We start from the raw sequence: 25,092 nt of genomic DNA, 5'->3' as shown, positions 1-25,092 counted from the left end.
ATAATTGTTGACAAGGCCGAAAACTCCTGGTATAAGTATGATTCGTCGGACATCAGGATTATTGCTGAATCTGATGCAAAAACCGATAAACTAACGCCCCTGTCGTTCCTCTCGCCGGTGGTCAAGGGGCTTTCGGCGGTCAACCAGACCAGGCTGTATGTACCGCCGGAAAAAAAGGACGACGCGAATCGCTTGCTCATGTCGATTAACAAATAAGTAGCTGCATTCGGAGGGTGGCATGGATTCGAACGCGCTTGTTCCCTGGAACAGATACGCGCTGATAACGGAGTTGGCCCGACGGCTCGCACCCAAGAGCCCGCAATTCGGAAAAACCGCTTTACAGAAGATAGTATATTTCCTTACCGATCTTTTCGAGATTCCTACCGGGTACGAATTTGAATTTTATAACTATGGTCCTTTCTCTTCCCAGTTGCATCACGATCTGGACCTTGTAGCCCATATCGGCGGAGTTGTAGTTGAAGACTATTCTGCCGAGTTCGCGGGTTATGTTATTTCGCCCGGTGAACGAGCGGATGCGCTAATAGAAAAAGGCGCCGAATTTATTCATTCGTCAGAAGTTGATAAAGCTATTTCCCGCGTCGTTGATGAATTTGGCGACTATAATGCCAGTGATCTTGAGCTGCGTGCGACCATACTGTTCGTAGACAGGGATTTGGCCGCGAGAAGAAAAACTGCCACGAAAGATAATATTATCGATATTGTTGAAAAATTAAAGCCGCGGTTCGAAAGGTATGATATCGAAATCGCGCTGGAAGAAATGGCATCGTGTGAGTATTTGCACTGCTGTAATTGATGTTGTTGGCCGTGGATAATTTCTCCCATGAACCTCTACCTCGGCGTAACCGACACCAACTGGTACACCTTCCTCTCGGCAAACAACCCGGAGGACGTAAACTTCTGGCAGCCCGGCGGGCAGATATCCTTCAAAGCCCTCGAGCGCGGCGCGCCCTTTCTCTTCAAGCTCAAGTATCCCGAAAACGCCTACGGGCGGCGCTGCGCAGTAAGCGGCGAACGTACGGTGCCGGCCCTCGAGGCCGCGCACATAAAGCCCTACGCCGAATCCGGACCGCACGCCATCGCCAACGGCCTGCTGCTGCGCTCGGACATCCACCGGCTGTTCGACAGGGGATACATCACCGTGGCGGAAGACTATTCCGTCGAGGTGAGCAAGCGGATAAGGAAAGAGTACGAAAACGGAAGGGATTATTACCGCTATCACGGCCAAAAGCTCGAGGTGCTGTCGGCGCGTATTCAGGAACAGCCCGGCGGCGGATACCTGCGCTGGCACAATGAGCATGTGTACCGGGCATAAGTCCCCGGCGCGACGACGGACGAAGCGCCCTCACCCCCTCTCCCCCTCTCCCATTAAGCCCGGAAGAAAGGAGAGGGGGAGTTGACATACAGAGCATAAGGTTTGGGAGCCCACTCCCTCAGGGCGCGCGACCCACACGATGTGGGAAGTGCCGGCGGAGACACGGATGTCGGAAGCCGGCCCGGTGGCGGGGTGAGGGCGCTTCCGTTCAACATCATACCAGCCCGATATTCGAACAAATGGAATACATCCGTGAGGGCGGGAGTTTTTTCCCGATATCGGCGGACCCCGCGCCGTCATACCGGTTAAAGGGCGCTCGCGCCCGGGGAGGGAAACGTGAATAAGACCAGGCACGCGTCGAAACGCGTACGCCAGCGGGGGATATCGGAACGCATGATCGATCTCGCCTTCATCTGCGGCCGCGACGAGAGGGACCGGGTGATTCTGGACCGCAGGGGCCTCCACCGGCTCATCGGCGAGGTGGACGATCTCAGGCGCCTGCTGCTTCGCACGCTCGACAAGGGCGGCATCGTTGTGGTAGAGCGCGACGGGGTGCTTATAACGGCCTTTCCGAAAAATACATGAGACGGGGGATTTTTCCGATATTTCCGCCGTCCCGCCCGTCTCCACCTATGAAGCGCGCGTAACGATTCGCGCTTAAACTACCATAGGGAAGGAGACGTATGAACAAACAAACACTGAGTATCGTTTTTCTCGCGGTCGCAATGGTCGCGGCAGTTCCCGTTTTCGCTGTCGAGCGCGAAGCGGGCATGATGCAGCTGGGAGGAAGCCTCTCGCTGGGCGTTTCGAGCGCCGACGCCACGGTATGGAGCGGTCCCTCCGTGGGCTGGTACCTGGACGGCGACCCCACGCTGTGGGGGGACGCGTCGATCGACCCGGGAGCGGCGGGAGGACTGGGCTTTTCGTTCCGCTATTTTCTCACCGACGCGCTCGCGCTGAGTACGGGCCTGCACTTTGTCGCCAAGAGCTTCACGGTGGTCTACCCGGCGCGGACGGCGGTGTCCGACCTCGAGCTGGAGTGCACCGCCTATTTTGCGACGGTGCCGCTGGGCCTTCGCTACGTGGCCGATATCTTCTACGCCGGGGGAGGCCTCTATTACGGCATGGCGGGCGACATGGATACGGAGACAACCGTCGGGGGGTTCACGGTGGAGGACACGCTGTCCATCGACGACGACTTCGGTTTCTATGTGGAGCTGGGCGTCGACGTTCCGCTCGGCGAGCGCCTGTCGCTCGACCTGGGCGCTCGCTACGAGCGCGGCCTGACGACGATCTACGACGAGGACGACGTCGTCACCGACATAAAGACGCGGGCGCTCTTCTTCGGTGCGGGGCTTTCGTACCTGCTGTAAGCGCGCTTTCGGTGCCGGCGGGGGCTCTCCCTCCTCCGGTGCGTCCAATAGGACGGCCCCCCCGCGCCGGCCACCCGCTGTCAGGGAATTGCGGCATGCGAGAATGCCTTTTTTGGGGAGGACTCCCTGTCAATACAGGGGAATAATTCCCCAAGAGGAATCCGTAACAATCTTTAACGCCAGAAAATAGATGAGGGGGATTCTTTAAAAGAAAGGAGAATGAGTGTGAATAACAGTAAACCAGGCAATGACGATGAGAGCTATCTTCTCTCGTGGTTTTCTTTTTGTGGATGGACGAGGGACGATATGGTCGGACGGGAGGCTGCCAGAGAGAAAGAAATCTGCCTTAAAATCTTCGCGGGAGGTAATTATGAGAAGGGTGCTGGCCCTCCTACTCTTCTTAGTTTTCTTCGCGAGCGCAGGCGCGAAGCGAAATTGCAGAGAGGGGGAAGTACTAAGAGTGCGGAATAACGCATGCATCATCTGCATTGGCAACAATTGGGTCCTCGCCGGGTGTGATGATCTTATCGATGCAGGATTATACAATGAAGGGACTGATATATGCAGGAAGTAAGACAATCTTTATCGGGGATGCCTGCCGGTTTTGCTCGGGAAGCGTCGGTTTTCGCAGTGGGCGGCATTTCGCCTTTCACTTCTCCCGCGCGGTACGGCCGCGTTGAATTCGCCTGGCGCGGCCGGCTGGAGCATGGCGGCGGAGATCGGGGTCGCCGGTATCGCGTTCATGAACATTCCCCTTTAATAATGGTAAACGGGTTCGCGGTGAAAAATGCATGGAGCGCGGCACGGGCGCAAGTTTATTTCCGAAAAAAGGTGAAACGGATGTGCGACATCAAAGACGCGTAACGCCCCGTGGCCGCGGAGGGCGCGGTCACGGGACCGGCAAACGGTACGCCATCACATCACGCCGAACGCCTTCCTGAGTTCGGCTGCGATCTCCTCGATCGCCTGAACCGACTGGGGCAGCAGGCGCGGCGCCGACACAAAGCCGTGGATCAGGCCGGGATAGCGGACCGCGCGCGCCGGCACCCCGGCGTTGCCCAGCTTTTTCGCGTAGGCCTCGCCCTCGTCCCGCAGCACGTCGAACGCCGCGGTGATGACGAGCGCCGGCGGCAGGTTACGGTGGTCTTTCGCCAACAACGGGGAGGCGTAAGGGGCCGTGCGGTCTTTCCTGTTCGGGAGGTACATTCCGATAAACCGGTCGATGTTCGCCCTGTCCAGCATATATCCCTTCGCGAATATCCGGTACGATTCCGTATTCAGGTACGCGGCGTCCAGGCTCGGGTAGATGAGGGCCTGGAAGGCGATGGCCGGGCCCTTGCGGTCCCTGCTCATGAGGCATACCGCCGCCGCGAGGTTGCCGCCGGCGCTGTCGCCCGCAACCGCGATCTTCGTCGTGTCCGCATTGAGAATTTTTCCGTTCGCCCTCACCCACAGGAGGGCCGCGTAGGCGTCATCGATCGCCGCTGGATAGGGGTGTTCGGGCGCAAGACGGTACTCAGCCGACACCACCACGGCGCCGCTCTTTTTGGCGATCGCGCGGCACGGCCAGTCGTGGGTGTCAACGCTCCCCTGCACCCAGCCGCCCCCGTGATAGAAGAGCACCGCCGGAAACGGGCCTGCGCCCTCGGGCGTATACACCCGTACGGGCACGGAGAGCCCATTCGCCGTTGCCTTCATGTCCTTTACCGAGGCCATCGTAATCGGCGGGCCGCTCACCGAGGCGGCCTTTTCGGCCAGCCGCCGGCGCGACTCCTCCACCGGCACGTTGAGCTCGAGGGCGCTCTTCTCCGCGGCGCCGGTGAGTTTCAGATAGGCCGCCACCCTGGGATCGAGCCTGCCATGGGGGGTGATGGTCCAGCTTCGCACAACGAGAAAACCAGTGATGGCAATGAGAGCAAGACCGACGAGAAGACCGAGAAGTACTTTTTTGAATTTCATGATGAAAACCTTCCGTAATGGTTTCGGGCACGGGCCAAACCCGCCGATATGCGCCACTTTCCCGAGCATGGCACGGGAAAGCAAATAGCGCACTCATTTTTTGGATGACATGCCGCTCTTCTCTTGTTATTTGTGAATATGGTCTCATGGGTTTCCTTCTCCTGGATTGGTGTTTTGGTCGACTCAATCCCATGGGTAAGGCGCCCATGAGGCTGCTATTTTCTATTGTTGCACTTCATCCTTGAATTCCACCAGTTTGCCGAAATCCGTGCCCTTGATCGCTTGACCGTCTTCCGGTGACCGTTTGTCGTACGGGATCGAGCGCAGGCGCGCCGATGGCGCCTGCCGAGAGAGGAGGCATGGTCCCGACGGAAGGGCCGGGCTTTCGCCGCGTCCCATCCATCGAATCCTTAGAAATTTAAGTCAATCGTAATATCACTATAACCAGGATTACAATTACCAGGACGCCTATTACAAATCCCATACAAACCTCCTTGCGGTCAGATAGTTAATTGCCGGCAAGCCGAGCCGCGCCTGGAAAATCGCACGGTATTCCCAGGTACGAGACACGCATATTATACAAGCGGCGCAAAATATTTCAACTTCTAAAAATGACGGATTCATTTTTTATGAGGCGCCTGCTGATAATTAAAAATATAGACGCGTACGTCAGGGTGACAAAAAGCGGAATCAGCAATAAAAGTGCGTCGAGCCGGTCGTAAATTACGGAACGGATTGCGTATGATATATTCACGACGGGAATCAAAAAGTAATAGGCTTTGACCGTAAAGGGGTCGCCTGCGACAAGGCCGCTCGACAGGGCCGAGCCGAGGACGACCACAGGCAGGGCCAGTATGGTCCCTTCCTTGACGGATTTCGAATACAGCCCTATGGCCATCCCCGCGCTCGCGAAAAGAAATACCGCCAGGGCGCCCAGCACCGACAGTAAAAGGATATTCGTCGCGCCGGCAAACCCGGCCAGGGACAGGCCGCCGGTTATCGCGGGATGCGCCTGCGAGCATATCATCAGGCCGGTGAGCAGAGACATAACCGAGGTGCATCCGACCGCCGACGCCGCGAGCGCTTTGCCCAGGATGATCGCCGTATGGGAGACGTTACAGCTTAACAGGGTCTCCAGGGTAGAGCGTTCCTTTTCGCCCGAAGTCATGTCGATAACGCCCGAGATGGTCGAGGACGCGGCGAATACCATGAGGAAAACCGGCAGCATGAGGGACAGGGTGAGGAGCGTCCTGGTTTCATTATCGCTGCGGACCGTGGCGGACCGTATTGTGAAAGCCGTGCGGGTGATCGCGGATCGGTTGAGATACGAGTCGAGCAGGTCGTGTATCCTGGCAAATGAAAGCGCCGAGCCGCTCCGGGCGGAATCGTACTGAATCGTCAGTTCGCTGTATCCGCCGCCGCTACGGACGACCTCAATCATACAATCGGCTTCGCCGTTCAGAATGGCCTGCGACGGCGATTCAGAATCCACGAATTGGGTGTTTTTGAACGAGCTAAGGATGATGTTCCGTATATTGGTTTCGTTTACTCCGATGATTATCCTCGCCGGCGCGTCCGGATCCGCGGTCAAAGCCTCCCGGGGGATGAGGAAAAGTAGCAGCGGGACGATGAGGGCGGGCATGAGTATCGCCGCGATAATCGTGCGCTTGTCGCGTATCTGGTCGAGCAGTTCCTTTTTAAAGACTATTATGAGCTTCATTTTTGTCCCTGATGTAGAAGCCGAGGTCTTTCCCGTGTTCGGATTGAAACGACCCGACGGTCCTGTCGCAGTTGATTCCGCCTTTGTGTATGATCAAAATCCTGTCGGCGCAGCTGAAAATTTCATCGACACTGTGGCTCGAGAACAGCACAGTTTTGCCGTTGTTCCTGAGGCGTCTGATGATGGTTTTGACGGAATCGCCGGCGATAACGTCCAGGCCCGTCGACGGTTCGTCGAGTATAACGAAATCGGGGTTGGTAACAAGAACGCGCGCGATCGCGGTGCGCTGTTTCATCCCCCTGGAAAACGTCGACACCCTGTCGTCCAGGAATGACGCGATGGAGAGCTCGTCGGTGAGCGTTGCGAGCCTTGCGTCGAAATCGCGTTTCGATATGCCGTTTAAACGGGCGTAATACAAAATGTTTTCCCTTGCGCTCAGGCGGTCATACAGTGACCCGTCTCCGGAAAACAGCGTGCCCGTTTTACTCCTGATATATCCGGGGGATTCGTTGAAATTCCTATTGTTGAGCGAAAAGAATCCTTTGTCGGGCCGTAAAATCAGCGAAAAAATCCTGATCAGGGTGGTCTTGCCGGCGCCGTTTTCGCCGACCAGAGCGACGGCTTCCCCTCTGTTGATGGAAAAAGATATATCAGACAGGACCGTGCCTTTTTTTTTAGGGAAACTTTTGCAGATTCCGGATACCATAAGCATGGGGATATACGCCCTAAAAGTATGTAAATAATCAATACATATTTGATTGATCGACCTTGCGAAAACCATGGAGCATCACTCGAAAGCACTATACATGGCGGCATCATTTCGAACAATCCTCTTGACTCGAGCCGACAAACAGCGTATATTAATCCGGCAGGCCGTCGTGTACGCTGCGGCCCCTGTCGCCTCAATGAGAGGCCCTGCGACGCCGCAAATGTTCAAGTTAAAGACAAGGCAGGATGGTGATGGCGATTCCGGGCGGCCTTCCACCGTCCGGGTTTGTCGTCGGTGTCGCGGGTATGGATTCGCTTTATGGCGGAGACGGGGCCGGTATTTAAACGGCTGCCCTACCGGGGATCGAAGCCGGTGGGGCGGGAATCGCGGCTGGTCTATTAAATAATCTAAAAGGAGATGCAAAATGGTAAAAATCGGCAAATGTCTTGTTGCGGCGCTGGTGGTGAGTTTTTTAATGGTCGGAATTCCCGGCTGCAAGGACCAGGGAACGCCGGCCGGAGACACCGGCGATAAAATCGATCAGATCGTCGAAAAGGCCGGACAGAAGATCAATACGAAAGTCGGGGAAGCCGGGGATAAGATTGAAAAAGCGGGTCAGAAATTAAAGGATTCGGTTAAAGCACCGGAGAAATGATTGTACCGGGCAAAGTCGCCGGTACCGAATCTTTCAGATTGATTCGGCACCGGTGGCTGTCGTACGGGCGTGATTCCAAGAATCCAACGGGAATGGAAAATGGCACAGGCGATTTCTCCCCGGTGTCTGATGTCAGAATAAGAAACCTTTATTTGATCACAAATCCGGCTCTTACGGCAAAATCTTTCTTATTGTATACAACCATTGACTCCCCGTAGCCATAAAAACCCTGTATAAAGAAATGGGGCTGGATCGACTGTATTGGAACCCTGAGCTTTACTCCCGCTTCTATCCATCCTTTCTTACAGTCAAACCCGTAGTTGCCTTTCCCCGTGCCCCCTCGAAAGTATAGTTCCTCGTTAAACGTTATGCTGTCCGGACCGGGTTTCATGAATCTGAAAAATATCTTGGCCTCATAATAACCCGTGTAGTCGTCAATGTCCCTGTTTTCCTCGGCTTTTCTCAGGTAATAAAATACTTTTATATCGATGCCCGCGTTGAAAGACCTGCCGGTGCTGGTCTGGAACTGGGCGTAGCTTCTGTCCCAGGCGCGCGATGACAGCCCGTCCTTGCCGTTGGATTTATGTTCGTAAAATCCGAGCTGCAGAAAATCGATCTTGTCGCCGTAGTTCCAGAATACTTCAGGATTAAAATTAATTTCAGAGAAAGGGCTGGATTTTTCGTAAAGCATCCAGAACATGCTCTGGCTGTACCCGAGAAATATCCCCGACTCCCTGATGAATTCGTACTTGAGGCTCAACTGGGCCTTGACCTGATCGTCACTGTTTCCGAAAATCAGATAATTCCACTTGTATACCGACAGGGGAGAGTAGGGAACTTTCACGTCTTCCTTCTGTTCGCTGTCGGCCGGGGGGGTATCCCCTGTTTCCTCCTGTGAATATATTTTTGTCGTGGCGAACATGATCAGCACAGACAATAAAATAATTTTATACATGGTGCTCTCCCTGGCGGACTGTCAGAGTTGCCGCGTATCCGGCGGGTCTCTCCGCGGGCTGACGGCAAGCCTGTTTCACATATTCTTGTATTCAACAATAAGCCGGGGTCTGGACTATAATACCGTTGGTGTTGTCGCCGCGGTCCCGGCTCCTCTATCATCGGTGATGTTTCCTGTTGGAGGTCCCGACGGGAGAGTCGTGAATATGATACGCATTTGTAAAACTTAAGAGAGAAGGTTCGGACTTTGAGAAGGCGCCGGTCCCGTGCCCCTGGCTTTGTACGGCGTTTCTATAATACAACTGTACCGAATATTCAGCTGCCCGCGGCATCGTCGTTGCCTGAAATCCTCAGTTGAGAATTGCATGAGATTTCAATTATGTCAAGGCCAAATTCCTGCCGCCAGGTCAGGACAATTTTGTATCGACTCGTTTCAGGCATGCTGAATATTTTTTCCGGGATGACGGCCTCCTTGAATGCACGGTACGTGGTCTGCATATATTCTTCTTGCCGTTTGCATTTGATCGTCGTACAATCGAGGAGTGGAAGCGGGCGGTATCCGCTCTATCCTTGAGTCGGAGAAAATAAAGGGAGCCAGAAAATGGAAAAGACAGGGAGTTTCATTCTTCCAAACCTGACAGGTGTCGCTCTGATGGTGATCGGCTGGTATATAAGCATCCTGAATGTCGGTTTAACCCGCTTCGAGCCAAACGTGCTCTTTACGAAATGGACTCTGATGGGGCTCGGCCTTATAATAATCGGGGCTTATTTTCCGCGGGTATGGGCAAGATTCCGCGGCAATTGACACCGGCCGCCATTTCCCGCTTTTCAGCTGCCGATGATAACGGGTGAATAATCCCGTGTTCCCGGCATTCATTAAGGCCTGTTGCTTTTAAAATGCTATTCCTCGCAAATCTTGATAGGGAATGATATTGTAAATTCAGTTCCATTCGAATAATTTATTCGCACAGCTCCCCGTAGTTGAGAAGTCAGCAGGTTTACCATTAACAGACCGAACGATGTCGTGTTTTTTGCAAGGTCGAAATCGGAAGGAAGGCCTTTCCCGTCATCACGAACGACTAAATTACAGAGCCGGGTGCCTGCATCTAAAAATATTTTTACCAGAACGGTGCCACTGGTCCCTTTCGGGAACGCATGTTTGAGGCAGTTTGAAATCAGTTCATTGAGAATAAGACCACAGGGGATCGCGTCATCGATGCCGAGATGAATCTCCTCCGACTCGAGTAATACTGTTATCTCCTGCCGCCCGTATGTGGCTCGCAGATTGTCGATCAGTTTTGGGATAAATTCAGAGAAGTTGATATCAGAATGCTCCTTGTACGTGTACAGGTCGTTGTGGATAAGAGCCATGGTCGCAATACGGTTGATGCTGTCTTTAAACAGATCGGCCGATTCGGGGTCCCTGACATACTGCAATTGAATTCTTAACATGCTGTTGATAAGCTGCATGTTGTTTTTCACACGGTGATGGATTTCCTTCAGGAGAATCTCTTTTTCTTTAATTGAAGCCTTGATGGTTTCCTCGGTCTTTATTAAATCCGTCATATCTCTGAATGATTCGATGGCGCCGATGACATCCCCCTGTATGTCATATAATATTGAGGACGTCGCCCAGATTCGGACGCATCTTCCCCCGGTTGATTCAAGAAACCGCCCCGCAACGAGAGTATTCTCGGATCTCTGGAAATAATCATATTCTTTCTGGATTTCCGTATCGGGTTTGAGCATGAGGTCGATCAGAAGTGGCCCTTCGTAGCCGCAGAACGGCACCGCGCTCTTAAAATCTGCCTTCCCGACAATATCCTGCGATTTAACATTGGAAACCGCTTCTAATGACTTGTTCCACAGAAAAACCTTGCCATTGACATCGATAACAAATGTGGGATCTGTAAGGTTGTCTATAATAGTGAACAACAAATGTTCGGATTGCTGTACCGTTAACTCATTCAACTTCCGGTCAGTTATATTCTTGGCGCAGACCAGTCTCGCCGGCCTGCCTTTCCACTCGCTCGTGATCGATAATATTTTTACGAAAACTAGACGTCCGTTTTTTCCTACTATCCGGAAAACCAGATCGTCCGGCAATCCCTCGTTTCTGGCTTTGTTCCGCTGAAATTCCAAGACTTTTCCCCTGTCATCAACATGGATATAATTAAAGATGCTTTTATAGCTCACGTCATCTGCCGAATATCCCAGATCGGCGAGAGGTCCGTGGTTTACGAATTCTATTTTATTGTCCTGAATGACTATTATAAGATCGTTTGCTTTTTCCAGTAATAGTTTGTACCGGATGTAGTTTCCGCGTTCTTCTTCCATGTTTACTCCTGTGGCAAGAGGTCTTCGGAAAGGTAATGGATCATCGATGCAGGCGAATTATCTTTCCAGGGGGTCTCAGCTTCGCGTGACACGGACGATCGCAGCGATTCCGAAGTCGGACAATGTATGCAATTATTCTTCAGCGGTCTCCGCCGGCCGTATCGGTCAACGGTTCCCACCCCGCGGCTGGGCGTTTCTTGAAGTAACAGCAGCCCTCTAGCGTATCCGAGGGAACGATTTTTGCTGTTCCGGTAAATGGACCCGCTCCCATCAACCGGATACACGACCACCGGATTTGACCATAAAACATTCCGGTTATACACGATCCCTCCTGCTTTACCTTCGGTGACCGAAAAGGAACCAGGCAACGATCACGATAATTGCGATAAGCAGTAACATGTGGATGTACCGCCGAGAGAATACGACGTGATAATACCCGGCATCCACAGCATAAAAAGGACCAGGCCCGTGGTCCGCAGTAAACTACCCATATGCGTCCTCAGGTTTTGTATGAAAGCGGACATGTGCTTCCATGATAAACAAAATTTTCGAACAATCAGGTTTGCGGATGCTTTGTCTGAGCAAATACGGGGATCAATACCACTCAATGCTGATGGGAGGCTGGGTCGATACGCGGCACCCCGGAAAGCCGATTCCGATTGAGAACAAATGAAATTTGGAATCAGCTTTGATGGGTTATGCTTGCAGTGATTGCGCATAATCCATTACACGCGACCAGATTTCAAATCAGTCTGACTATTACTATCACCAGAAGTACAATTACCAGCGCTGTGATAACAAACCACATATTAACCTCCTTGCAATTGTTTTTAGGGTGTGACATCTCCCATTCGAACGGACGATTATCGGGCTTGTCCAATCCCTGCCTGGATGAAAACGTGATCCCCTGTCTGAGGCACAGATTAAATATACATGTATTTGAGATGATTTCAACTACTAAAATAGGCAGTCTCTTTTTCAAGGATAGTTGCTTGCACATATTTTTAAACACGCATGGAAAAAAGCGACATGAGCAGAAACAAACTTACAGAGAAGACAGGGCGTTTCCATGTATCTGAAAAGCTGCATGCGAAATACAGTATAAGGCCGTAAAAAGACGGGACCGGTTCGTCGGGGCACATGGGCTGGATGGATTGTCATGATCGCCTGCGTTTAAAGATCCGGGGGAATGATCGTCTCCAGCGGAAGCCCAAAAAGATCGATAGAAACGTGAATAATGATGCCGCGAGTACGAAGGCGACACGTACATCCTTGGCCCGCTTTAACTGCGCCATCCCCAGTTGAAGTTCAATCTCTCCTGCGCCAAGCAGCCTTGTCCCGGAATCGATCTCGTCCTCTCCTCTGGCTATCCGCTCCAATCCTTCGGCTATCCGCCTGCGGGCATCCTCGAAGCCCTTCCCGCCCTTAAGCAGTCTGTCCACCAGCACCAGAAAGGGATTCTCTCTGGCCCGGTCGTACTCTTCTTGGCCCTTTGATAGTTCCCGCCTGCCGGCTGCTATCCTGGCTTTCCCTTCCTCGAGTGCCGGCTGTCCTTCTTCCAGGCGTTTTTGACCATCGGCTATTTGTTTTCCTCCCGAGATAATCATCTCTGTGACAAAATAATAACCGGCCATGGATGCAGAAGCCAGAATAATTAGAAATGACAGGACTAGCAGCCTGCCCATGATATTTGCCTCTGTATTGAGTTGAGATATGGCGTTCGTGCTGCGACGATTGCTCCGCCAGTGATCTTGCGCGAGATGGAACCACTGGAATGATACGGGATGGTTGGGGTGATGACATTGTATTTCATGGCACACTCCTCTCTAATTCGACGCTTTGTCGAAAAGGGATATGGAATATGCGGATGGGCGCCTCGGCCACTCAATATCCGCCAGTGCTTCTCTGGTCAGAAATCCTGACAAGAACAAGGCCAGGATGGTATATGTCAGGAAAAGGTAATAACCCGGCTGGAGGGAGGTCCCATTTGTGGTCAGAATCACCAGGTCCTGGCTTTTCGAGCTTAATTGGCCGAACTGGCTGGTGATAATTCCGTTGAAACCGATATACGCCATGAAAATTGCAATCACCATAACGTCGGCCATGGACCATTTCCCGGATTTTAAAATAAAAAACCTGACTATAGGATTTTCTCTCCCCTGGTGATAATTGAAATAATACACAAACGTGGAGATGATTTTCAACAGTGGAAATACGACACTGAATATAACCATCAGAATCCCGACAAATTTCATCTGAAAATCAGCGTGTGTAATCATAATCCAGAATACATCCAGAATACTCTTGCTCTGGAAATACAATACCTGATCAGTGAACTGGATGGGGTGCCCCATCAATACAAAACTGATTTGCGAGATTTTCGCTTCCATATCGATCATGGGAGTGGTTACGCCGGCAGTCAGCAACAGTATGAGTGATAGAACGAGGAAAATATACCGGGACGGGAGCAGGGGACGTTTGCTTAAACCGGATAGAGCAAAAAGTATAACGGGCAGAATAATCAACAGCGTTGACTCTATGACGATCCGGCTTTGCGTGTCTGAAATCACCTCCTTGAGCCTGACCCTTGCACTCTGGATATCGGTGGAGTTGGTCTCGAGCAGGATGCGGTCCAGTTGCGAGTTGTCCTGTACATCAAAGGTCTGCCTGAAATATTTCTCGAGCTGCTTGTTCAACAGAGCTTTTAAATGGGCTCGAGTTTTCGTTCTCGTCATCTCGTGGATGATCGCATCAGCATACTGGGGAATGCCTTTTTTAATGTCATCCAGGCTGATGAAAGTGTTTATGAATGATTGTCTGATCCAGCCCTCCGCGGAGCCGGCGTTTGCTTTCCTGATTTTACTGTCGACTTCGTCAATCAGTGTATTCAGCAGAATTTCGATTTTCTTTTTGAGCTCCCGTTCGTTTGTCCTCGACAGATAAAACCTGTTTATCTCCTCGGCGATGATTTCATTGATCTGTTTCTTCCATTCGCCGGCGTTGAAAAGCCCGAATTTGACATGGTTGAGCTCGGCATGATCGTTTTTGTAGTTCTGGTTGGAAATCGAATGTAAAATAAATTGAAAGCATAGAATTGCCGATATGCCGACGATTGTCGCCGATATGATTAGATTGAAATGTTTCATCGAGATCGCCTTTCCCCGTCATGATATGTTAAGGATTACTGGTCTCGCTGTGCGCCACGGCGATGGAAAGGAGCCTCTGCTGTGACATTGATGTCTGACGTATTCAGGATTAGAGCCGTTGCGTAACCGGGAAGAGCGTCTATCCTCCCGTTGCGGGGTATCCCCGAGTCTTGCGAGTATACTGTCAGGATTGATTGCCCGTGAGTCCGCCGGTACATCCAATCACCGTCATTACGGATCCGGTGTGTACAATATGTTAAATACAATTGTATAATAACATTATTCGCTTTAATAGTCAAATATATTACTCCGGCATTCCCCGGTCCCGTGGGGTGGAGTAAATTGTGGAAACTGTGTGTATTGTGATGAGTGAAGATGTGTCGCATTGAACGGGCACCCTTTTGGGCAGTTGGCAGTCTTCTCGCGGCGCAGGTTGAGATCATGGCATGTCGGAAAGATGTATCAAGCGCAAACGGGCGGAATCAGCCTCTGGTAAATAAAGTATTAGGCTTTTATGATCATCCTCAGTATACTAGCAGGATAGATCGCCCATGAAACCACCGGTAAATCCAATCACAGTCAGCCTGGTGCTATGTGCCTTAATAATACTGGGGCCGGGAAACGCACATCTGAATGCCGTGGAAATGACGGAAAACGCCCGCGACCCCTACCCGGAGTCGTATCCATTTACGCAGAAGAGGAACTTCGAAATCGGCGGAGTTGTCGGCACGCCCTCGGGGCTGGATATGCGCTACTGGATAACCGACGCTTTCGGCCTGGACATCTCGGTGGGGGCCGCCCTCAATGGGGACCTGTATTATTCATTCGACCTTCTCTACGAGTTCCACGATCTCTATCGTCTGGCGGGCACGCGCATCCGGGTATTCACGGGCTTCGGTTCGCTGGGTGGATACCGGAATAACGAGACCTACAGAAACCTGCGGATTCCCGTTGGATTATCCATGCCGTTTCTGCGCTACCCCATAACCCTGTCGGCATTCGTGGCGCCTGCATTGGAGATTTCCCCAGGCCATAAGATTGCGCTGAACTATGGAATAGCCGCCCGGTTCAACTTCGGCCTTTCCTCGCGCATACGCGAGCGTGAAGCCGAAATGAAATGGCGGATGATCTCCCTTAAGGACAATTACGACCGGGTAAAGGAAAAGCTCGATACTACGGGTAACGAGCTCGACAAGGCAATCGAAGAACTCAACAAAACCAGGGGTGAGCTTGGTGCCACCAGGGGCCAGCTGGACAAAACGATCGGAAGCCTCATGGGGGCCAAAGAGGATCTCTCGAACACGGGCAGGGAACTGGCGGCGGCCAGAAAGAAACTGGATACCACCATCGGTGAACTGGAAAGCACGCGGGGCAGGCTGGGCCAGGCCACCGAGCAGATGCAGAGCATGAAGAAGGAGCTTGATACCGCTAAAACGCAGCTCGACGAAACCCGCATGGAGCTGAACCGTGCCAAAAAGGAACATGACGACCGTGAAACGGATATCAGGATCAGGCAGGCCGAGCTTGACAGCGCAAAAGTGATATTAACGACTGAGATTGAAGGAAAGGAAAAGACCGAGGAAGAGAAGAGGCTGGCCGAGAAGCAGAGAGAGCTCGACCGCGAGATGGAAAAGATGAAAAAGGAACGCGCCGCCTGGAAAACGCAGTCCCAGAGGCAGGCGGAAAAGCGGGAAAGCCTGAGGACAAAGTGCGAGGCCCGCAGGGGCATAATAAACGAAGACGGATACTGCGACTGCAGGGAGCATGAGCAGTGGAACTCGGACCGAAGCGCCTGTGAATGCGTGAAGGGCCACCGGTTGAACCCCCGCACTGATCGCTGCGAGCCCTGTAAAATAATCTCATACCGCGGAGCCTGTGTCGACAGGTGCGCGGACGACGAGCGAATGGTCCCCCGGGGCAAGGGAAGCGCCACATACGTGTGTGTCAAAAAATGCGTAAAGGCGAATGAAGCATGGGCCGAGCGGAAGGGCGCCTGTGTGTGTAAAGAAGGCTATTACCGGGACGACGCCGGGGAATGCCTCCCCAGGAGATAAAGGACCCGTCTTGGCCGTCCTCGTTCAATAGAGTTGTTGCATAACAGAGAAATGTATCGGGTTTACCCCACCGCCGGCGGGAGTAAACCCGGTATGCGCAGGATTTGCGGCAAGGCTAATTCTTTAAGGGAGTGTATGTATGGACTATTCCAGAAGAAACTGGGCGGCTCTGGGATTTTCAGTGGCCGCCGCAAGCGTATTCGTAGCGCTCATGACCATCTTTATCGGAGGCAGCCATGCGGGCGATCTGATCCTCGGACAGACCTCCTCGCGGGTGTATCCCTTCAGCCTGCAAAACCTGATGCATTTGCTCTTTTTCATAGGCCTCGGGCAGCTCTGGGTGCGATGGCTCTGCAGCGTCGAGGAGAGCGTCTTTCTGCAGAAGTCGGGATTCCTTCCCGAGGAGGAAGGGGAACTGCTTACGAGGGATGAGGCAATTGAAACCATACGGATAAACGTGGCCAACGCCGCCGTCCGGGCCGAGGCGTTTCTGCCCGACCTCATCAACACCTGCATACTGCAGTATTCCAAGTCGCACTCGGTAAGCGACACCATCTCGGTGCTCAACAGCACCTTCGACCTGAGCATTCACCGGCTTGATCTCAGGTACTCGCTGAGCCGCTACCTGGTATGGGCGATACCCACCTTTGGGTTCATAGGGACCGTGGTCGGGATCGCCGATGCGCTCAACAAGATGGATATAAATAAATTGATGGGCGCCCAGGGCGACAAGGTGCTGCAGTTCCAGGCCGTGACCGCCGATCTCAGCTTCGCCTTCGGCACCACCATCGTCGCGCTGGTCCTCTCAGCCATCCTGGTGTTCCTCATGAACATCGTCCAGAAGGGCGAGGAGGAGGTGTTAAACCGCGCGGGGAAATACGTGCTCACAAACCTCATCAACAGGCTCCATGTGAGCGATGGGAAGAAATAGCCCATGAAACGGCCCGGCCGGGAAATAAATATCTTCAATCTGTCGATGCTGGATGTAATAACCGGGGCGTTTGGCGCCATCATGGTGCTCATGATCATCCTTCTGACCCAGAAGATCGGGATCGAATCCATGACGTGCCAGGACCTAAAGTCCGAGCTTGTCACCGCCTCCACCGAGCTCTCGAAGACCACCGCCGAACTTGAAGCGGCGAGGAAAGAGCTTCAGAAATATCAGGGGAAACACCCGGAGGCCATCGACAGGGTCTCCGCCATCACCCGGATCATCAATTCGACGGCCGACAAGTTTACCGTCACCCTGCAGAAGATCGCCGAGATAAAAAAGGAGATGTTCGGCTCCCCCCGCGAGGCCGAAGCGCTCATCACCTACAAGATACCGTATAAAATAGTGATGTGTCTGGACCTTTCGGGAAGCATGGCGCCTCAGAACAACAAATACAAAGAGGACCGGCTCTCGCAGGTGAAGGCAGCGGTGAAGATGCTCATCGCCGCCATGAACGAAAGCTACTGGATGGACATAGTCTATTTCCCGGCATTTTACGAAAACATCAACAGGATCGTATATCCGAACTTCCGGATACAGCCGAAACCCGGACCGGAATGCGTTTCCTACGAATCCAGGGACGAGGCGTACGACAATCCGCGCCTGACGTGTTATAAGTACGGGTACTTCGAGGGAAAGCTCGTCAATGTAGTCTCTGAAAAAGAGAAAATCGGCTTTTACAAGAAGATCGCCTGCCTGGATCCCTATCACGACACCCCGACCGAGGCGGTACTGGAATTCGTCCTGTCCGCCGGAGCCTATGCCGACGCCGAGGGAATAATCCTCTTCAGCGACGGCCAGCCCGATTCCATACGGAAAAAGATCACGACCAGGGCGAAACTCCTGGCCTCGATAAAGAAGATGAACAGGAAGGGTAAAAAGATTTTCACCGTGGGCGTCGGCACCGAATTTCGTAACCAGGAAGACTCCGAGGCCGTTGCGTTCCTCAGGGAGCTGGCCGCGCAGAACAACGGGTTCTATATCGGATTTTAGCCGGCGGGGTTGGCACTCCACGTTGCGGATTCATCATGCCGTTCCGGGCAGCGGCTGTATCTGAGGCAGAAAGTGGGTTGATTTTTACCTCGCACCGATACTACCGCCACTCCCCGGTCTTCAGATCGATCTCCAATTCATTATCGGCCGGGGGCAGGTCCGTGTTCCAGCCTTCGATCAGCTTTCCCTGGAACTTCATCGCCACCCTGCCCATGAGTCCCGGACTGCTGGCGCTGATCGGTTTTTCCGGCTTCTTCTCGTCTCCGCGAAGGTGCGCCACATATGCCCGCGTTATATCGGGGGCGACCGCCTCGATATCCTTTGCGGATACCCTGTATTTACGGAGGGCTTTTTCGACCATTCCCAGTGTGCCGTTGTATATATAATCGTACGCGTACCTTTCGAAGCCTTCCCTCTTCGAGGCGATGGAGGTGATGAAGCGGCTCTCGATGCGGACTTTCTGGCCATGGTCGATCGTGATCACCCGGTAGGGGGTGGGGTGAGTCACAAACGAGCCGGTTTCAATATCGAAGACAAACCGGCCCGGCGTATCGAGTTTCTTCACGGTGATGTCCTGGGCGTGGTAGTGGCCGGTAAATACCAGTTTGACTCCGTATGCGGCGAAGAGCTCCGACACCCGCTCGTACTGGTTGATGACGAACCTGCCGTAGTACCTTTCGTTATAGGGGTAGTGTTCCATTATTCCATGGTGCGAAAATGCGATAACGGCCTTTTTTTCCTTCTTGGACCGGATGAGCGTCGCCTCGATCCATTTAAGAGTTGCCTCGGAGAATTCGCCATCGGTTTCCGGGTGTTTTCCCGGTTTGTTGTCGCGGTATATGCACGAGTCCAGTGCAAGGACCCAGAGTCCGGCGGCCGGTTCGACGACATAGCTCAGCGACGATTCATCCTTTGCCGACGCACCGTCGTACCCATAGTCCGCGTAAATCTTCGAGAACTCGGCCGACGTAACAGTCTCCACCGGCTCGATCGCGTCGCCGTTGTACCGGCACGCCATGCCGTTGTTGATGTCGTGATTCCCCGGGACAACGTAAATCTTCGGGAAACGCTTCGCCAGGGATTTGATCCTGTCCCTGAACCGTTCGTGGTTTATCCTCTCCCCGTCCTTGGTGAGGTCTCCGGGCACGAGGACGAAATCCGGCCTTTCGGCCGCGATCCTGGCAATGCCCGCGTCCAGGATATTGCCGCTCAGGTGCAGAAGCTTGGAATCGTCCTTGAGATATTTCGTGTAGGCCGCTCCCGAGCTTCCCAGTGAGGCGTCGTGAAAGTGGGTGTCCGAAAAAACGACAAAGCGAACGGCCGGATAGTCGGGTGTGATGTCGAGGAGCGAGCGGACCTCCGGATATTTCTGGTATTGGAAGTATGATGTTTTGCCGCACGAGACAGTCGCGGTGGTCAGGGCGATCAGTACGAATAAAATGGTAAGTTGTTTCATCGCTTCTACCTGTTCCAGGTGGTATCCGATGGTCGATTATTCGCCGATTTCGGTGATGCGTTATACGCGTGAGCCTTCGATGTCTTCCTTCCGGCGACGCGCCTGCCCGGCAGGGCCGTATCCGCTCCGTTCATTGTTATATGAAAACTAACCGGGTATCCTGTCAAGCCGTTCCGCCGAATTTTCAGGATACTGCGAGCCCGGTCGAGGAAATGAAAGAGGCCGCGCCGCGCTTGCAAAGCGGCAGCGGGCGGCATTTATAATTTCACCCCGCGAAAGAATCAGTATCCGCTCAGGCTGCGGCTCGCTTTCCCGTTCTGGTCGTAGCACTTGCCCGAATTGCTGTGGCAGGAGCTCGAGTAGCTGGAGACATTCCCGCAATCCGAACCTTTGGCCTTCCTGCAGATATCCCGGGCCTTTTTTCTGTCCGAGAACGGGTCGCCGGGCACGCACACCTTTATCTCGCTCTCGCTGCCGAAGCTGTAGCATGCCGCCATAGCGCCGGTCGACATGAAGCTCGAAACGAAAATCAGCGCCGATGCGATTGCCAATGCCTTTTTCATGCAATCCTTCGTGTATTCGTTAAGCCGCCGCGCGTTGCCGGAGTTTCGGGGCGTCATCGTCGACGAGGGGGAAACCGGCGAGGCAAAAACGCGCGACATACCCTTATTGACCCCGGAAGTGTACAGCCCCGTCCGGATGATGCCAATCATCGTTTATTCCTACAGTCCGCGCGGTCAAGTCGGCATGGGTCGAAACGCTTCATTGCGCCGCGCGCGAATACGGGTATACCGTATTTAAACGCCATCCATGCGATGAAAAAACAAACAGTCCGTTGTCCCTGCCGCATTAATTCCACGAACCCGCAAACAAGTATGTTGACAAAAAATAGTGCATGTTTTTGAATTCCAGCGGAATACTTCGCCCCTGTCGCATAATGAAAGTCGTTTCGGGTTTCGCCGACAGAAGTACGGTTCTCTGTCGCATCATGACGGCGGAATCGTATTCACGGTATATAACAAGGAGAGTGGAATGAAGATAAATGAAGTCGTCGCGGTCGTGACCGGAGGCGCATCGGGGCTTGGCGAGGCCGTTGTACGGGAAATAACCGGCAGGGGAGGCAGGGCGGCGATTCTGGACATCGCCGACGAGACGGGCGCCAGCCTGGAGGCCGAACTTGGAGCAAGTGCCGTGTATTGCCGCGCCGACGTGGCGAGCGAAGCGGACGTAATGAAGGCCATCGACCAGGCGATCGCGAAATTCGGGAAGGTAAATGTAGCGGTGAACTCGGCGGGGATATCATCGCCCGCCCGCACCGCGGGCAAAAAAGGCCCCATGGATCTGGCCATTTTCGAGCGGATCATCCGGGTGAACCTTGTCGGCACCTTCAACGTTATACGGCTCGCCGCGGCGAAGATGCTCGCGAACGAAGCCGACGCCGGCGGCGAGCGCGGCGTTATCATCAACACCGCGTCGGTCGCCGCCTTCGACGGGCAGATCGGCCAGGCGGCCTACGCGGCCTCGAAGGCGGGCGTCGTGGGCCTCACGCTTCCGGTGGCGCGGGACCTCGCCGACTCGGGCATACGTGCCGTCACCATCGCCCCGGGCATCTTCGACACGCCCATGATGGCCTCGTTTCCCGAAGAGGTGCGCGCGTCGCTCGGCGCGAGCGTCCCGTTTCCGCGCCGCATGGGACGCCCCGACGAGTTCGCCGCGATGGTCATCCATGTAATCGAAAACAGCATGCTCAATGGAGAAACGATCAGGCTCGACGGCGCAATTCGAATGGCGCCGAAGTAAAGGTATTAGCGGGAGCGGTCAGTAAACGGTGTGTAACCGGGAATTCCGCGCTTCGTCGGGCATCGCGCAGGCGGCGGCGGGTTTTCCGACATTGCACACCGAAACAAAAAGGAGAGCATTCCATGAAAGAAGTGGTCATAGTAAGCGCATGCCGCACAGCGCTTGGTGGCTTTAACGGTTCGTTTGCCGGTATCGGGGCGACAAAACTCGGTGCCATCGCCATCGAGGAGGCGGTGCGTCGCGCGGGCTTCGAGAAAAAGCACGTTAACGAAGTCATAATGGGGATGGTGCTTCCCTGCGGCTACGGCCAGAACCCGGCCAAACAGGCCGCGGTGCAGGCCGGCATGCCCTGGGAGGCCGAAGCGATCACGGTCAACAAGGTCTGCGGCTCGGGCCTCAAGGCCGTGATGCTTGGGGCACAGGCCATTCAGGCCGGCGACGCCGAGGTCGTTGTGGCCGGCGGCATGGAGAACATGAGCATGGCCCCGTACTACATGGAAAAAGCGCGCTTCGGGTTCCGGATGGGTGACGGTAAAATTCTCGACCACATGGTGCACGACGGGCTGTGGGACGTGGTGAACGATTTTCACATGGGTATCTCGAACGAGCTCTGTTCGGAGAAATACAATGTCAGTCGCGAGGACCAGGACCGCTTCGCGGCCGAGTCGTATCGTCGGGCGGTGGCGGCGATAAAGTCGGGGCGCTTTAAGGACGAGATAGTGCCGGTTCCCATACAATCGAAGAAGGGCGAGGTCCTCTTCGATACCGACGAATGTCCCGTTGAAACGGATTACGAGACCCTGGCGAAGATGAGGCCCGCTTTTAAAGAGGGCGGAAGGGGCACGGCGGGTAACGCCTCGATCATAAGCGACGGTGCCGCCGCGGTCGTGCTCATGTCGCGCGAAAAGGCGAAGGAGCTCGGGCTTACGGTGCGCGCCGTGGTGGGTGCTCAGGCCTCGTACGGCATCGACATGAAATACGTGCTGGTTGCGCCGATCTGGGCCATCCCCAAATGCCTTAAGAAAGAAGGAATCGCGATCAAAGATGTGGACCTCTTCGAGGTTAACGAGGCGTTCAGCGGATCGAGCGTGGCGATCGAGAGGGAGCTCGGCCTCGACGCCGCGAAGGTCAACGTGAACGGCGGAAGCGTGGCGCTGGGACACCCCATCGGCGCGAGCGGCTGTCGGTTACTGGTCACGCTCATCCACGAGCTCGAGAAGCGCGACGCGCACACAGGCCTCGCCTCGCTCTGTCTGGGCGGCGGTGAGGCGGTTTCGCTGGTGGTGCGCCGCTAATTCACGCGCCCTTTTCGGTTTCGCGCGCGATCACCATCCGCTGCACCTCGGAGGTGCCCTCGTAGATGGTGGTCACGCGCGCGTCGCGGTAGATACGCTCTATCTTGTTGTCGCGGATGTAGCCGTACCCGCCGAACACCTGCAGCGCCTTGTATGCCGAGCGGTTGGCCGCTTCGGTCGCGAAGAGCTTGGCGATGGAGGCCTCGCGCGAGAAGGGGACCTTGCGGTCTTTCAGGCTCGCCGCCGACCAGGTGAGGAGCTGCGCGGCCTCGTGATCGACCGCGATATCCGCGATCATGTTCCCTATGGACTGGTGCCGTATGATGGCCTTCCCGAACTGCCTGCGCTCGGACGCGTAGGTGACCGCCTCTTTGAGGCTCGCCCCTATCATGCCCGTCGCCTGCGAGGCGATGCCGATCCTTCCGCTGTCGAGCGCGCCCAGCGCGACCTTGAGCCCGAGGCCGGGCTTGCCCAGTACATTGCGCGCGGGGACCTCGCAGTCCTCCAGTACCATCTCCACGGTGTTCGAGGCGAGCAGGCCCATCTTTTTCTCTTCTTTCCCGGGTCGAAAACCCTTTGTCCCCGCCGGAATCAGAAAAGCCGTACAGCCGTTCTTGTCCGCGGAGGTGCGCGCGATGAGAATGAATACGCCCGCATACGATCCGTTCGTTATAAACTGCTTGGTGCCGTTGAGAATGTAACCGTTCCCCTTTTTTACGGCGGAGGTCTTGAGCGATGAGGGGTCCGACCCGGCTTCGGGCTCGGTGAGGGCGAAGGCGCCCACGTGTTCGCCCGAGGCCAGCGGCACCAGGAACTCGCGCTTCTGCTCCTCCGAGCCGTAGTGGAGTATCGGTTCGGTGCAGAGGTTTGTAACCGAGAGCGTCACCGCCACGGAGGCGCAGGCCCACGCAATCTCCTGCAGGGCCAGGCTGTAGCTCACGGCCCCGGCCGCCGCGCCGCCGTAGGTCTCGGGCACCATCATGCCGAAAAGTCCCAGCGAGCCGAGTTTCTTTAGAATTTCGACCGGGTATTCGCCGCGCGTATTGTACTCCTGCGCATATGGCTCGATCTCGCCGTTGGCGAATTCCCGTACCATGTCGCGTATCATCATCTGTTCGTCGGTGAGTGGAAGGTTCATTGGGTTTCCTATGGGGTGAAGAGGGTGACGATGAGTACGGTCTTCGCTCCGCCCGGGTTGCGCAGCGAATGCCGGATATTCGAGTCGAAGTGGAGCGTGTCGTCCTTTTTAAGATGATGGTCTTTCTGGCCCACCCGTATGACCACCTCGCCCTTGAGCACATACACGAACTCTTCGCCCTCGTGCTGGTAGCGCTGGCCCGGAAGGTCCGAGCGCGGCGGGATCGTCACCCTGAAGGAGCGCAGGTGTCCTTTCAGGGCGTCGGGGGTGAGCACCTCGTATTCGTAGGCCTGCTCGCGGCTCTTGAAGTCGCGAATCCTCGTCTTCACTTGCTCCCTGGCGTCGGCCGGTTTCTTTTTTAACAGTTCGCCCGGATCGATGGTGAGCACCCGCGCGATTTTAAGGATGTCGCCGACCGGTGCGAAGCCCCGGCCTTCCTCGATGTCCGATATATGCGCTTCTGTGAGCCCGGTCCTGGCGGCGAGCTCCTCGACGCCTAATTTTAGTTTCTCCCGCCTCGAACGCACCGCGCGCCCCAGCGAGCCGCCCTTTGCAGTGGGTGTTTTTCGCATGCAGACCTCCGAACGCTAAAAGGACCGGCGCGACCGTTACCGGAGCGCCTTCTGTGGACAATTCCGGAATAAAAGTGGTAATTTAACAAGTCAAAAAACATGTTCGTGCGGCGGAAAACAACGGAAACCTGTCAGCACGCCGCCACCCCGCGCATTTGAGGCGCGGAGCGGATAGGGCAATACATGCGTATGATACTCCTTATCCCTGCAACTGACTCAGGAGACCTTTCTTACCGCCACGGGAATGCAACGGTCCATCCCTTCCAGGGCCAGCCGGTAGTTTTCCCCGGCCTGCGCCCAGTCCAGCACCTTCCAGAATGCCTCGATGTAGTCGGGACGACGGTTCTGGTATTTCAGGTAATAGGCATGCTCCCACACATCCAGGCCCAGTATCGGCACGAGCCCTTCCATTATCGGGCTGTCCTGGTTGGGGGTGGAATGGATGACGAGCTCGCCAAGGGCGTTCAGCGAGAGCCATGCCCAGCCCGAGCCGAAACGCTTTGTGGCCGCAGCGGCGAACTCGGTCCGAAAGGCGTCCAGCGAGCCGAAGCGGGCTACTAACGCGGCGGCCAGGTCTCCCTGGGGAGCGGGTCTTGCGCCTCCCCTG

General features: G+C 54.6%; 23 protein-coding genes. 11 read left to right on the top strand and 12 right to left on the bottom strand.

The features are described from left to right. The first annotated feature begins 238 nt into the window (after positions 1-238). From VLM75_14475 to VLM75_14460, 4 genes are all read left to right on the top strand, one after another. Complete coding sequence (locus VLM75_14475; GenBank protein HSV98124.1) at positions 239-814, top strand: hypothetical protein; 576 nt, start codon at positions 239-241, stop codon at positions 812-814. Positions 815-841: 27 nt separating this feature from the next. Further along, on the top strand, positions 842-1,333 hold the full coding sequence (locus VLM75_14470; protein HSV98123.1) for an HNH endonuclease: 492 nt from the start codon (positions 842-844) through the stop codon (positions 1,331-1,333). A 336-nt stretch (positions 1,334-1,669) separates the two neighbouring features. Continuing rightward, positions 1,670-1,918, top strand: coding sequence for a hypothetical protein (locus tag VLM75_14465; GenBank protein ID HSV98122.1), 249 nt, complete (start codon positions 1,670-1,672; stop codon positions 1,916-1,918). A 98-nt stretch (positions 1,919-2,016) separates the two neighbouring features. Next, on the top strand, positions 2,017-2,706 hold the full coding sequence (locus VLM75_14460; protein ID HSV98121.1) for an outer membrane beta-barrel protein: 690 nt from the start codon (positions 2,017-2,019) through the stop codon (positions 2,704-2,706). Between the two features lie 915 nt (positions 2,707-3,621). Here the strand turns inward: VLM75_14460 and VLM75_14455 are convergent. The 3 genes from VLM75_14455 to VLM75_14445 form a co-directional block, all read right to left on the bottom strand. Next, positions 3,622-4,665: an alpha/beta hydrolase gene (locus VLM75_14455; GenBank protein ID HSV98120.1), complete on the bottom strand. Its 1,044-nt coding sequence runs from the start codon at positions 4,663-4,665 to the stop codon at positions 3,622-3,624. A gap of 598 nt (positions 4,666-5,263) precedes the next feature. Beyond that, positions 5,264-6,385 carry an ABC transporter permease subunit gene (locus VLM75_14450; GenBank protein ID HSV98119.1) on the bottom strand — a complete coding sequence of 374 codons (1,122 nt, stop codon included), beginning with the start codon at positions 6,383-6,385 and terminating at the stop codon, positions 5,264-5,266. After that, positions 6,363-7,097 carry an ABC transporter ATP-binding protein gene (locus VLM75_14445; protein ID HSV98118.1) on the bottom strand — a complete coding sequence of 245 codons (735 nt, stop codon included), beginning with the start codon at positions 7,095-7,097 and terminating at the stop codon, positions 6,363-6,365. The genes VLM75_14450 and VLM75_14445 overlap by 23 nt, the downstream gene beginning before the upstream one ends. A gap of 421 nt (positions 7,098-7,518) precedes the next feature. Here VLM75_14445 and VLM75_14440 point away from each other — a divergent pair, with 421 nt between their 5' ends. Beyond that, the gene (locus VLM75_14440; GenBank protein ID HSV98117.1) at positions 7,519-7,749 is read left to right on the top strand and encodes an Rv0909 family putative TA system antitoxin; all 231 of its coding nucleotides are present in this window, start codon (positions 7,519-7,521) and stop codon (positions 7,747-7,749) included. A 148-nt stretch (positions 7,750-7,897) separates the two neighbouring features. Here VLM75_14440 and VLM75_14435 read toward each other — a convergent pair whose 3' ends face one another. Continuing rightward, a complete protein-coding gene (locus tag VLM75_14435; protein HSV98116.1) occupies positions 7,898-8,704 on the bottom strand; it encodes a phospholipase A in 807 nt (268 codons plus the stop codon). A gap of 600 nt (positions 8,705-9,304) precedes the next feature. On the opposite strand from VLM75_14435, the gene VLM75_14430 reads away from it, so the two are divergent. Then, positions 9,305-9,508: a hypothetical protein gene (locus tag VLM75_14430; protein HSV98115.1), complete on the top strand. Its 204-nt coding sequence runs from the start codon at positions 9,305-9,307 to the stop codon at positions 9,506-9,508. A 95-nt stretch (positions 9,509-9,603) separates the two neighbouring features. Here the strand turns inward: VLM75_14430 and VLM75_14425 are convergent, their stop codons facing one another. The 3 genes from VLM75_14425 to VLM75_14415 all read right to left on the bottom strand — a co-directional run bounded on the left by VLM75_14425 (position 9,604) and on the right by VLM75_14415 (position 14,186). Continuing rightward, positions 9,604-11,040 (bottom strand): histidine kinase dimerization/phosphoacceptor domain -containing protein, encoded by a 1,437-nt coding sequence (locus VLM75_14425; GenBank protein HSV98114.1) that lies wholly within the window; start codon positions 11,038-11,040, stop codon positions 9,604-9,606. Between the two features lie 1,157 nt (positions 11,041-12,197). Next, a complete protein-coding gene (locus VLM75_14420; GenBank protein ID HSV98113.1) occupies positions 12,198-12,725 on the bottom strand; it encodes a hypothetical protein in 528 nt (175 codons plus the stop codon). Between the two features lie 141 nt (positions 12,726-12,866). Continuing rightward, positions 12,867-14,186, bottom strand: coding sequence for a paraquat-inducible protein A (locus tag VLM75_14415; protein HSV98112.1), 1,320 nt, complete (start codon positions 14,184-14,186; stop codon positions 12,867-12,869). 551 nt (positions 14,187-14,737) lie between these two features. Between VLM75_14415 and VLM75_14410 the strand changes: the two genes are divergently transcribed. The 3 genes from VLM75_14410 to VLM75_14400 all read left to right on the top strand — a co-directional run bounded on the left by VLM75_14410 (position 14,738) and on the right by VLM75_14400 (position 18,224). Continuing rightward, the gene (locus VLM75_14410; protein ID HSV98111.1) at positions 14,738-16,240 is read left to right on the top strand and encodes a hypothetical protein; all 1,503 of its coding nucleotides are present in this window, start codon (positions 14,738-14,740) and stop codon (positions 16,238-16,240) included. 139 nt (positions 16,241-16,379) lie between these two features. Next, positions 16,380-17,171, top strand: a complete 792-nt coding sequence (locus tag VLM75_14405; GenBank protein HSV98110.1) for a MotA/TolQ/ExbB proton channel family protein — start codon at positions 16,380-16,382, stop codon at positions 17,169-17,171. Between the two features lie 3 nt (positions 17,172-17,174). After that, on the top strand, positions 17,175-18,224 hold the full coding sequence (locus VLM75_14400) for a vWA domain-containing protein (GenBank protein ID HSV98109.1): 1,050 nt from the start codon (positions 17,175-17,177) through the stop codon (positions 18,222-18,224). Positions 18,225-18,324: 100 nt separating this feature from the next. On the opposite strand, the gene VLM75_14395 is transcribed toward VLM75_14400, so the two are convergent. Together VLM75_14395 and VLM75_14390 are read right to left on the bottom strand one after the other, a co-directional pair. Next, positions 18,325-19,680 carry a metallophosphoesterase gene (locus VLM75_14395; protein ID HSV98108.1) on the bottom strand — a complete coding sequence of 452 codons (1,356 nt, stop codon included), beginning with the start codon at positions 19,678-19,680 and terminating at the stop codon, positions 18,325-18,327. 281 nt (positions 19,681-19,961) lie between these two features. Then, positions 19,962-20,243 carry a hypothetical protein gene (locus tag VLM75_14390; GenBank protein HSV98107.1) on the bottom strand — a complete coding sequence of 94 codons (282 nt, stop codon included), beginning with the start codon at positions 20,241-20,243 and terminating at the stop codon, positions 19,962-19,964. Between the two features lie 469 nt (positions 20,244-20,712). Between VLM75_14390 and VLM75_14385 the strand changes: the two genes are divergently transcribed. Continuing rightward, positions 20,713-21,480, top strand: coding sequence for an SDR family NAD(P)-dependent oxidoreductase (locus VLM75_14385; protein ID HSV98106.1), 768 nt, complete (start codon positions 20,713-20,715; stop codon positions 21,478-21,480). Positions 21,481-21,602: 122 nt separating this feature from the next. Continuing rightward, positions 21,603-22,775 carry an acetyl-CoA C-acetyltransferase gene (locus tag VLM75_14380; GenBank protein HSV98105.1) on the top strand — a complete coding sequence of 391 codons (1,173 nt, stop codon included), beginning with the start codon at positions 21,603-21,605 and terminating at the stop codon, positions 22,773-22,775. Between the two features lies 1 nt (position 22,776). On the opposite strand, the gene VLM75_14375 is transcribed toward VLM75_14380, so the two are convergent. The 3 genes from VLM75_14375 to VLM75_14365 all read right to left on the bottom strand — a co-directional run. Beyond that, complete coding sequence (locus VLM75_14375) at positions 22,777-23,913, bottom strand: acyl-CoA dehydrogenase family protein (protein HSV98104.1); 1,137 nt, start codon at positions 23,911-23,913, stop codon at positions 22,777-22,779. Positions 23,914-23,921: 8 nt separating this feature from the next. Next, positions 23,922-24,485, bottom strand: coding sequence for an XRE family transcriptional regulator (locus tag VLM75_14370; protein HSV98103.1), 564 nt, complete (start codon positions 24,483-24,485; stop codon positions 23,922-23,924). Between the two features lie 216 nt (positions 24,486-24,701). Beyond that, positions 24,702-25,092, bottom strand: a 391-nt coding sequence (locus VLM75_14365; protein ID HSV98102.1) for a Fe-Mn family superoxide dismutase, incomplete at its 5' end; no start/stop codon positions are given.

The organism is Spirochaetota bacterium, assembly GCA_035477215.1.
Lineage (GTDB): Bacteria > Spirochaetota > UBA4802 > UBA4802 > UBA5368 > MVZN01.
This window is presented reverse-complemented; position numbering and strand designations above follow the sequence as displayed.

Bases quoted from the DNA above. Each gene is read 5' to 3' on its own strand.
- VLM75_14415 (HSV98112.1), bottom strand. From the start codon at position 14,186: ATGAAACATTTCAATCTAATCATATCGGCGACAATCGTCGGCATATCG.
- VLM75_14460 (HSV98121.1), top strand. From the start codon at position 2,017: ATGAACAAACAAACACTGAGTATCGTTTTTCTCGCGGTCGCAATGGTC.
- VLM75_14405 (HSV98110.1), top strand. From the start codon at position 16,380: ATGGACTATTCCAGAAGAAACTGGGCGGCTCTGGGATTTTCAGTGGCC.
- VLM75_14380 (HSV98105.1), top strand. From the start codon at position 21,603: ATGAAAGAAGTGGTCATAGTAAGCGCATGCCGCACAGCGCTTGGTGGC.
- VLM75_14430 (HSV98115.1), top strand. From the start codon at position 9,305: ATGGAAAAGACAGGGAGTTTCATTCTTCCAAACCTGACAGGTGTCGCT.
- VLM75_14425 (HSV98114.1), bottom strand. From the start codon at position 11,040: ATGGAAGAAGAACGCGGAAACTACATCCGGTACAAACTATTACTGGAA.
- VLM75_14435 (HSV98116.1), bottom strand. From the start codon at position 8,704: ATGTATAAAATTATTTTATTGTCTGTGCTGATCATGTTCGCCACGACA.
- VLM75_14420 (HSV98113.1), bottom strand. From the start codon at position 12,725: ATGGGCAGGCTGCTAGTCCTGTCATTTCTAATTATTCTGGCTTCTGCA.
- VLM75_14375 (HSV98104.1), bottom strand. From the start codon at position 23,913: ATGAACCTTCCACTCACCGACGAACAGATGATGATACGCGACATGGTA.
- VLM75_14370 (HSV98103.1), bottom strand. From the start codon at position 24,485: ATGCGAAAAACACCCACTGCAAAGGGCGGCTCGCTGGGGCGCGCGGTG.
- VLM75_14440 (HSV98117.1), top strand. From the start codon at position 7,519: ATGGTAAAAATCGGCAAATGTCTTGTTGCGGCGCTGGTGGTGAGTTTT.
- VLM75_14390 (HSV98107.1), bottom strand. From the start codon at position 20,243: ATGAAAAAGGCATTGGCAATCGCATCGGCGCTGATTTTCGTTTCGAGC.
- VLM75_14455 (HSV98120.1), bottom strand. From the start codon at position 4,665: ATGAAATTCAAAAAAGTACTTCTCGGTCTTCTCGTCGGTCTTGCTCTC.
- VLM75_14445 (HSV98118.1), bottom strand. From the start codon at position 7,097: ATGCTTATGGTATCCGGAATCTGCAAAAGTTTCCCTAAAAAAAAAGGC.
- VLM75_14395 (HSV98108.1), bottom strand. From the start codon at position 19,680: ATGAAACAACTTACCATTTTATTCGTACTGATCGCCCTGACCACCGCG.
- VLM75_14450 (HSV98119.1), bottom strand. From the start codon at position 6,385: ATGAAGCTCATAATAGTCTTTAAAAAGGAACTGCTCGACCAGATACGC.
- VLM75_14410 (HSV98111.1), top strand. From the start codon at position 14,738: ATGAAACCACCGGTAAATCCAATCACAGTCAGCCTGGTGCTATGTGCC.
- VLM75_14470 (HSV98123.1), top strand. From the start codon at position 842: ATGAACCTCTACCTCGGCGTAACCGACACCAACTGGTACACCTTCCTC.
- VLM75_14385 (HSV98106.1), top strand. From the start codon at position 20,713: ATGAAGATAAATGAAGTCGTCGCGGTCGTGACCGGAGGCGCATCGGGG.
- VLM75_14400 (HSV98109.1), top strand. From the start codon at position 17,175: ATGAAACGGCCCGGCCGGGAAATAAATATCTTCAATCTGTCGATGCTG.
- VLM75_14475 (HSV98124.1), top strand. From the start codon at position 239: ATGGATTCGAACGCGCTTGTTCCCTGGAACAGATACGCGCTGATAACG.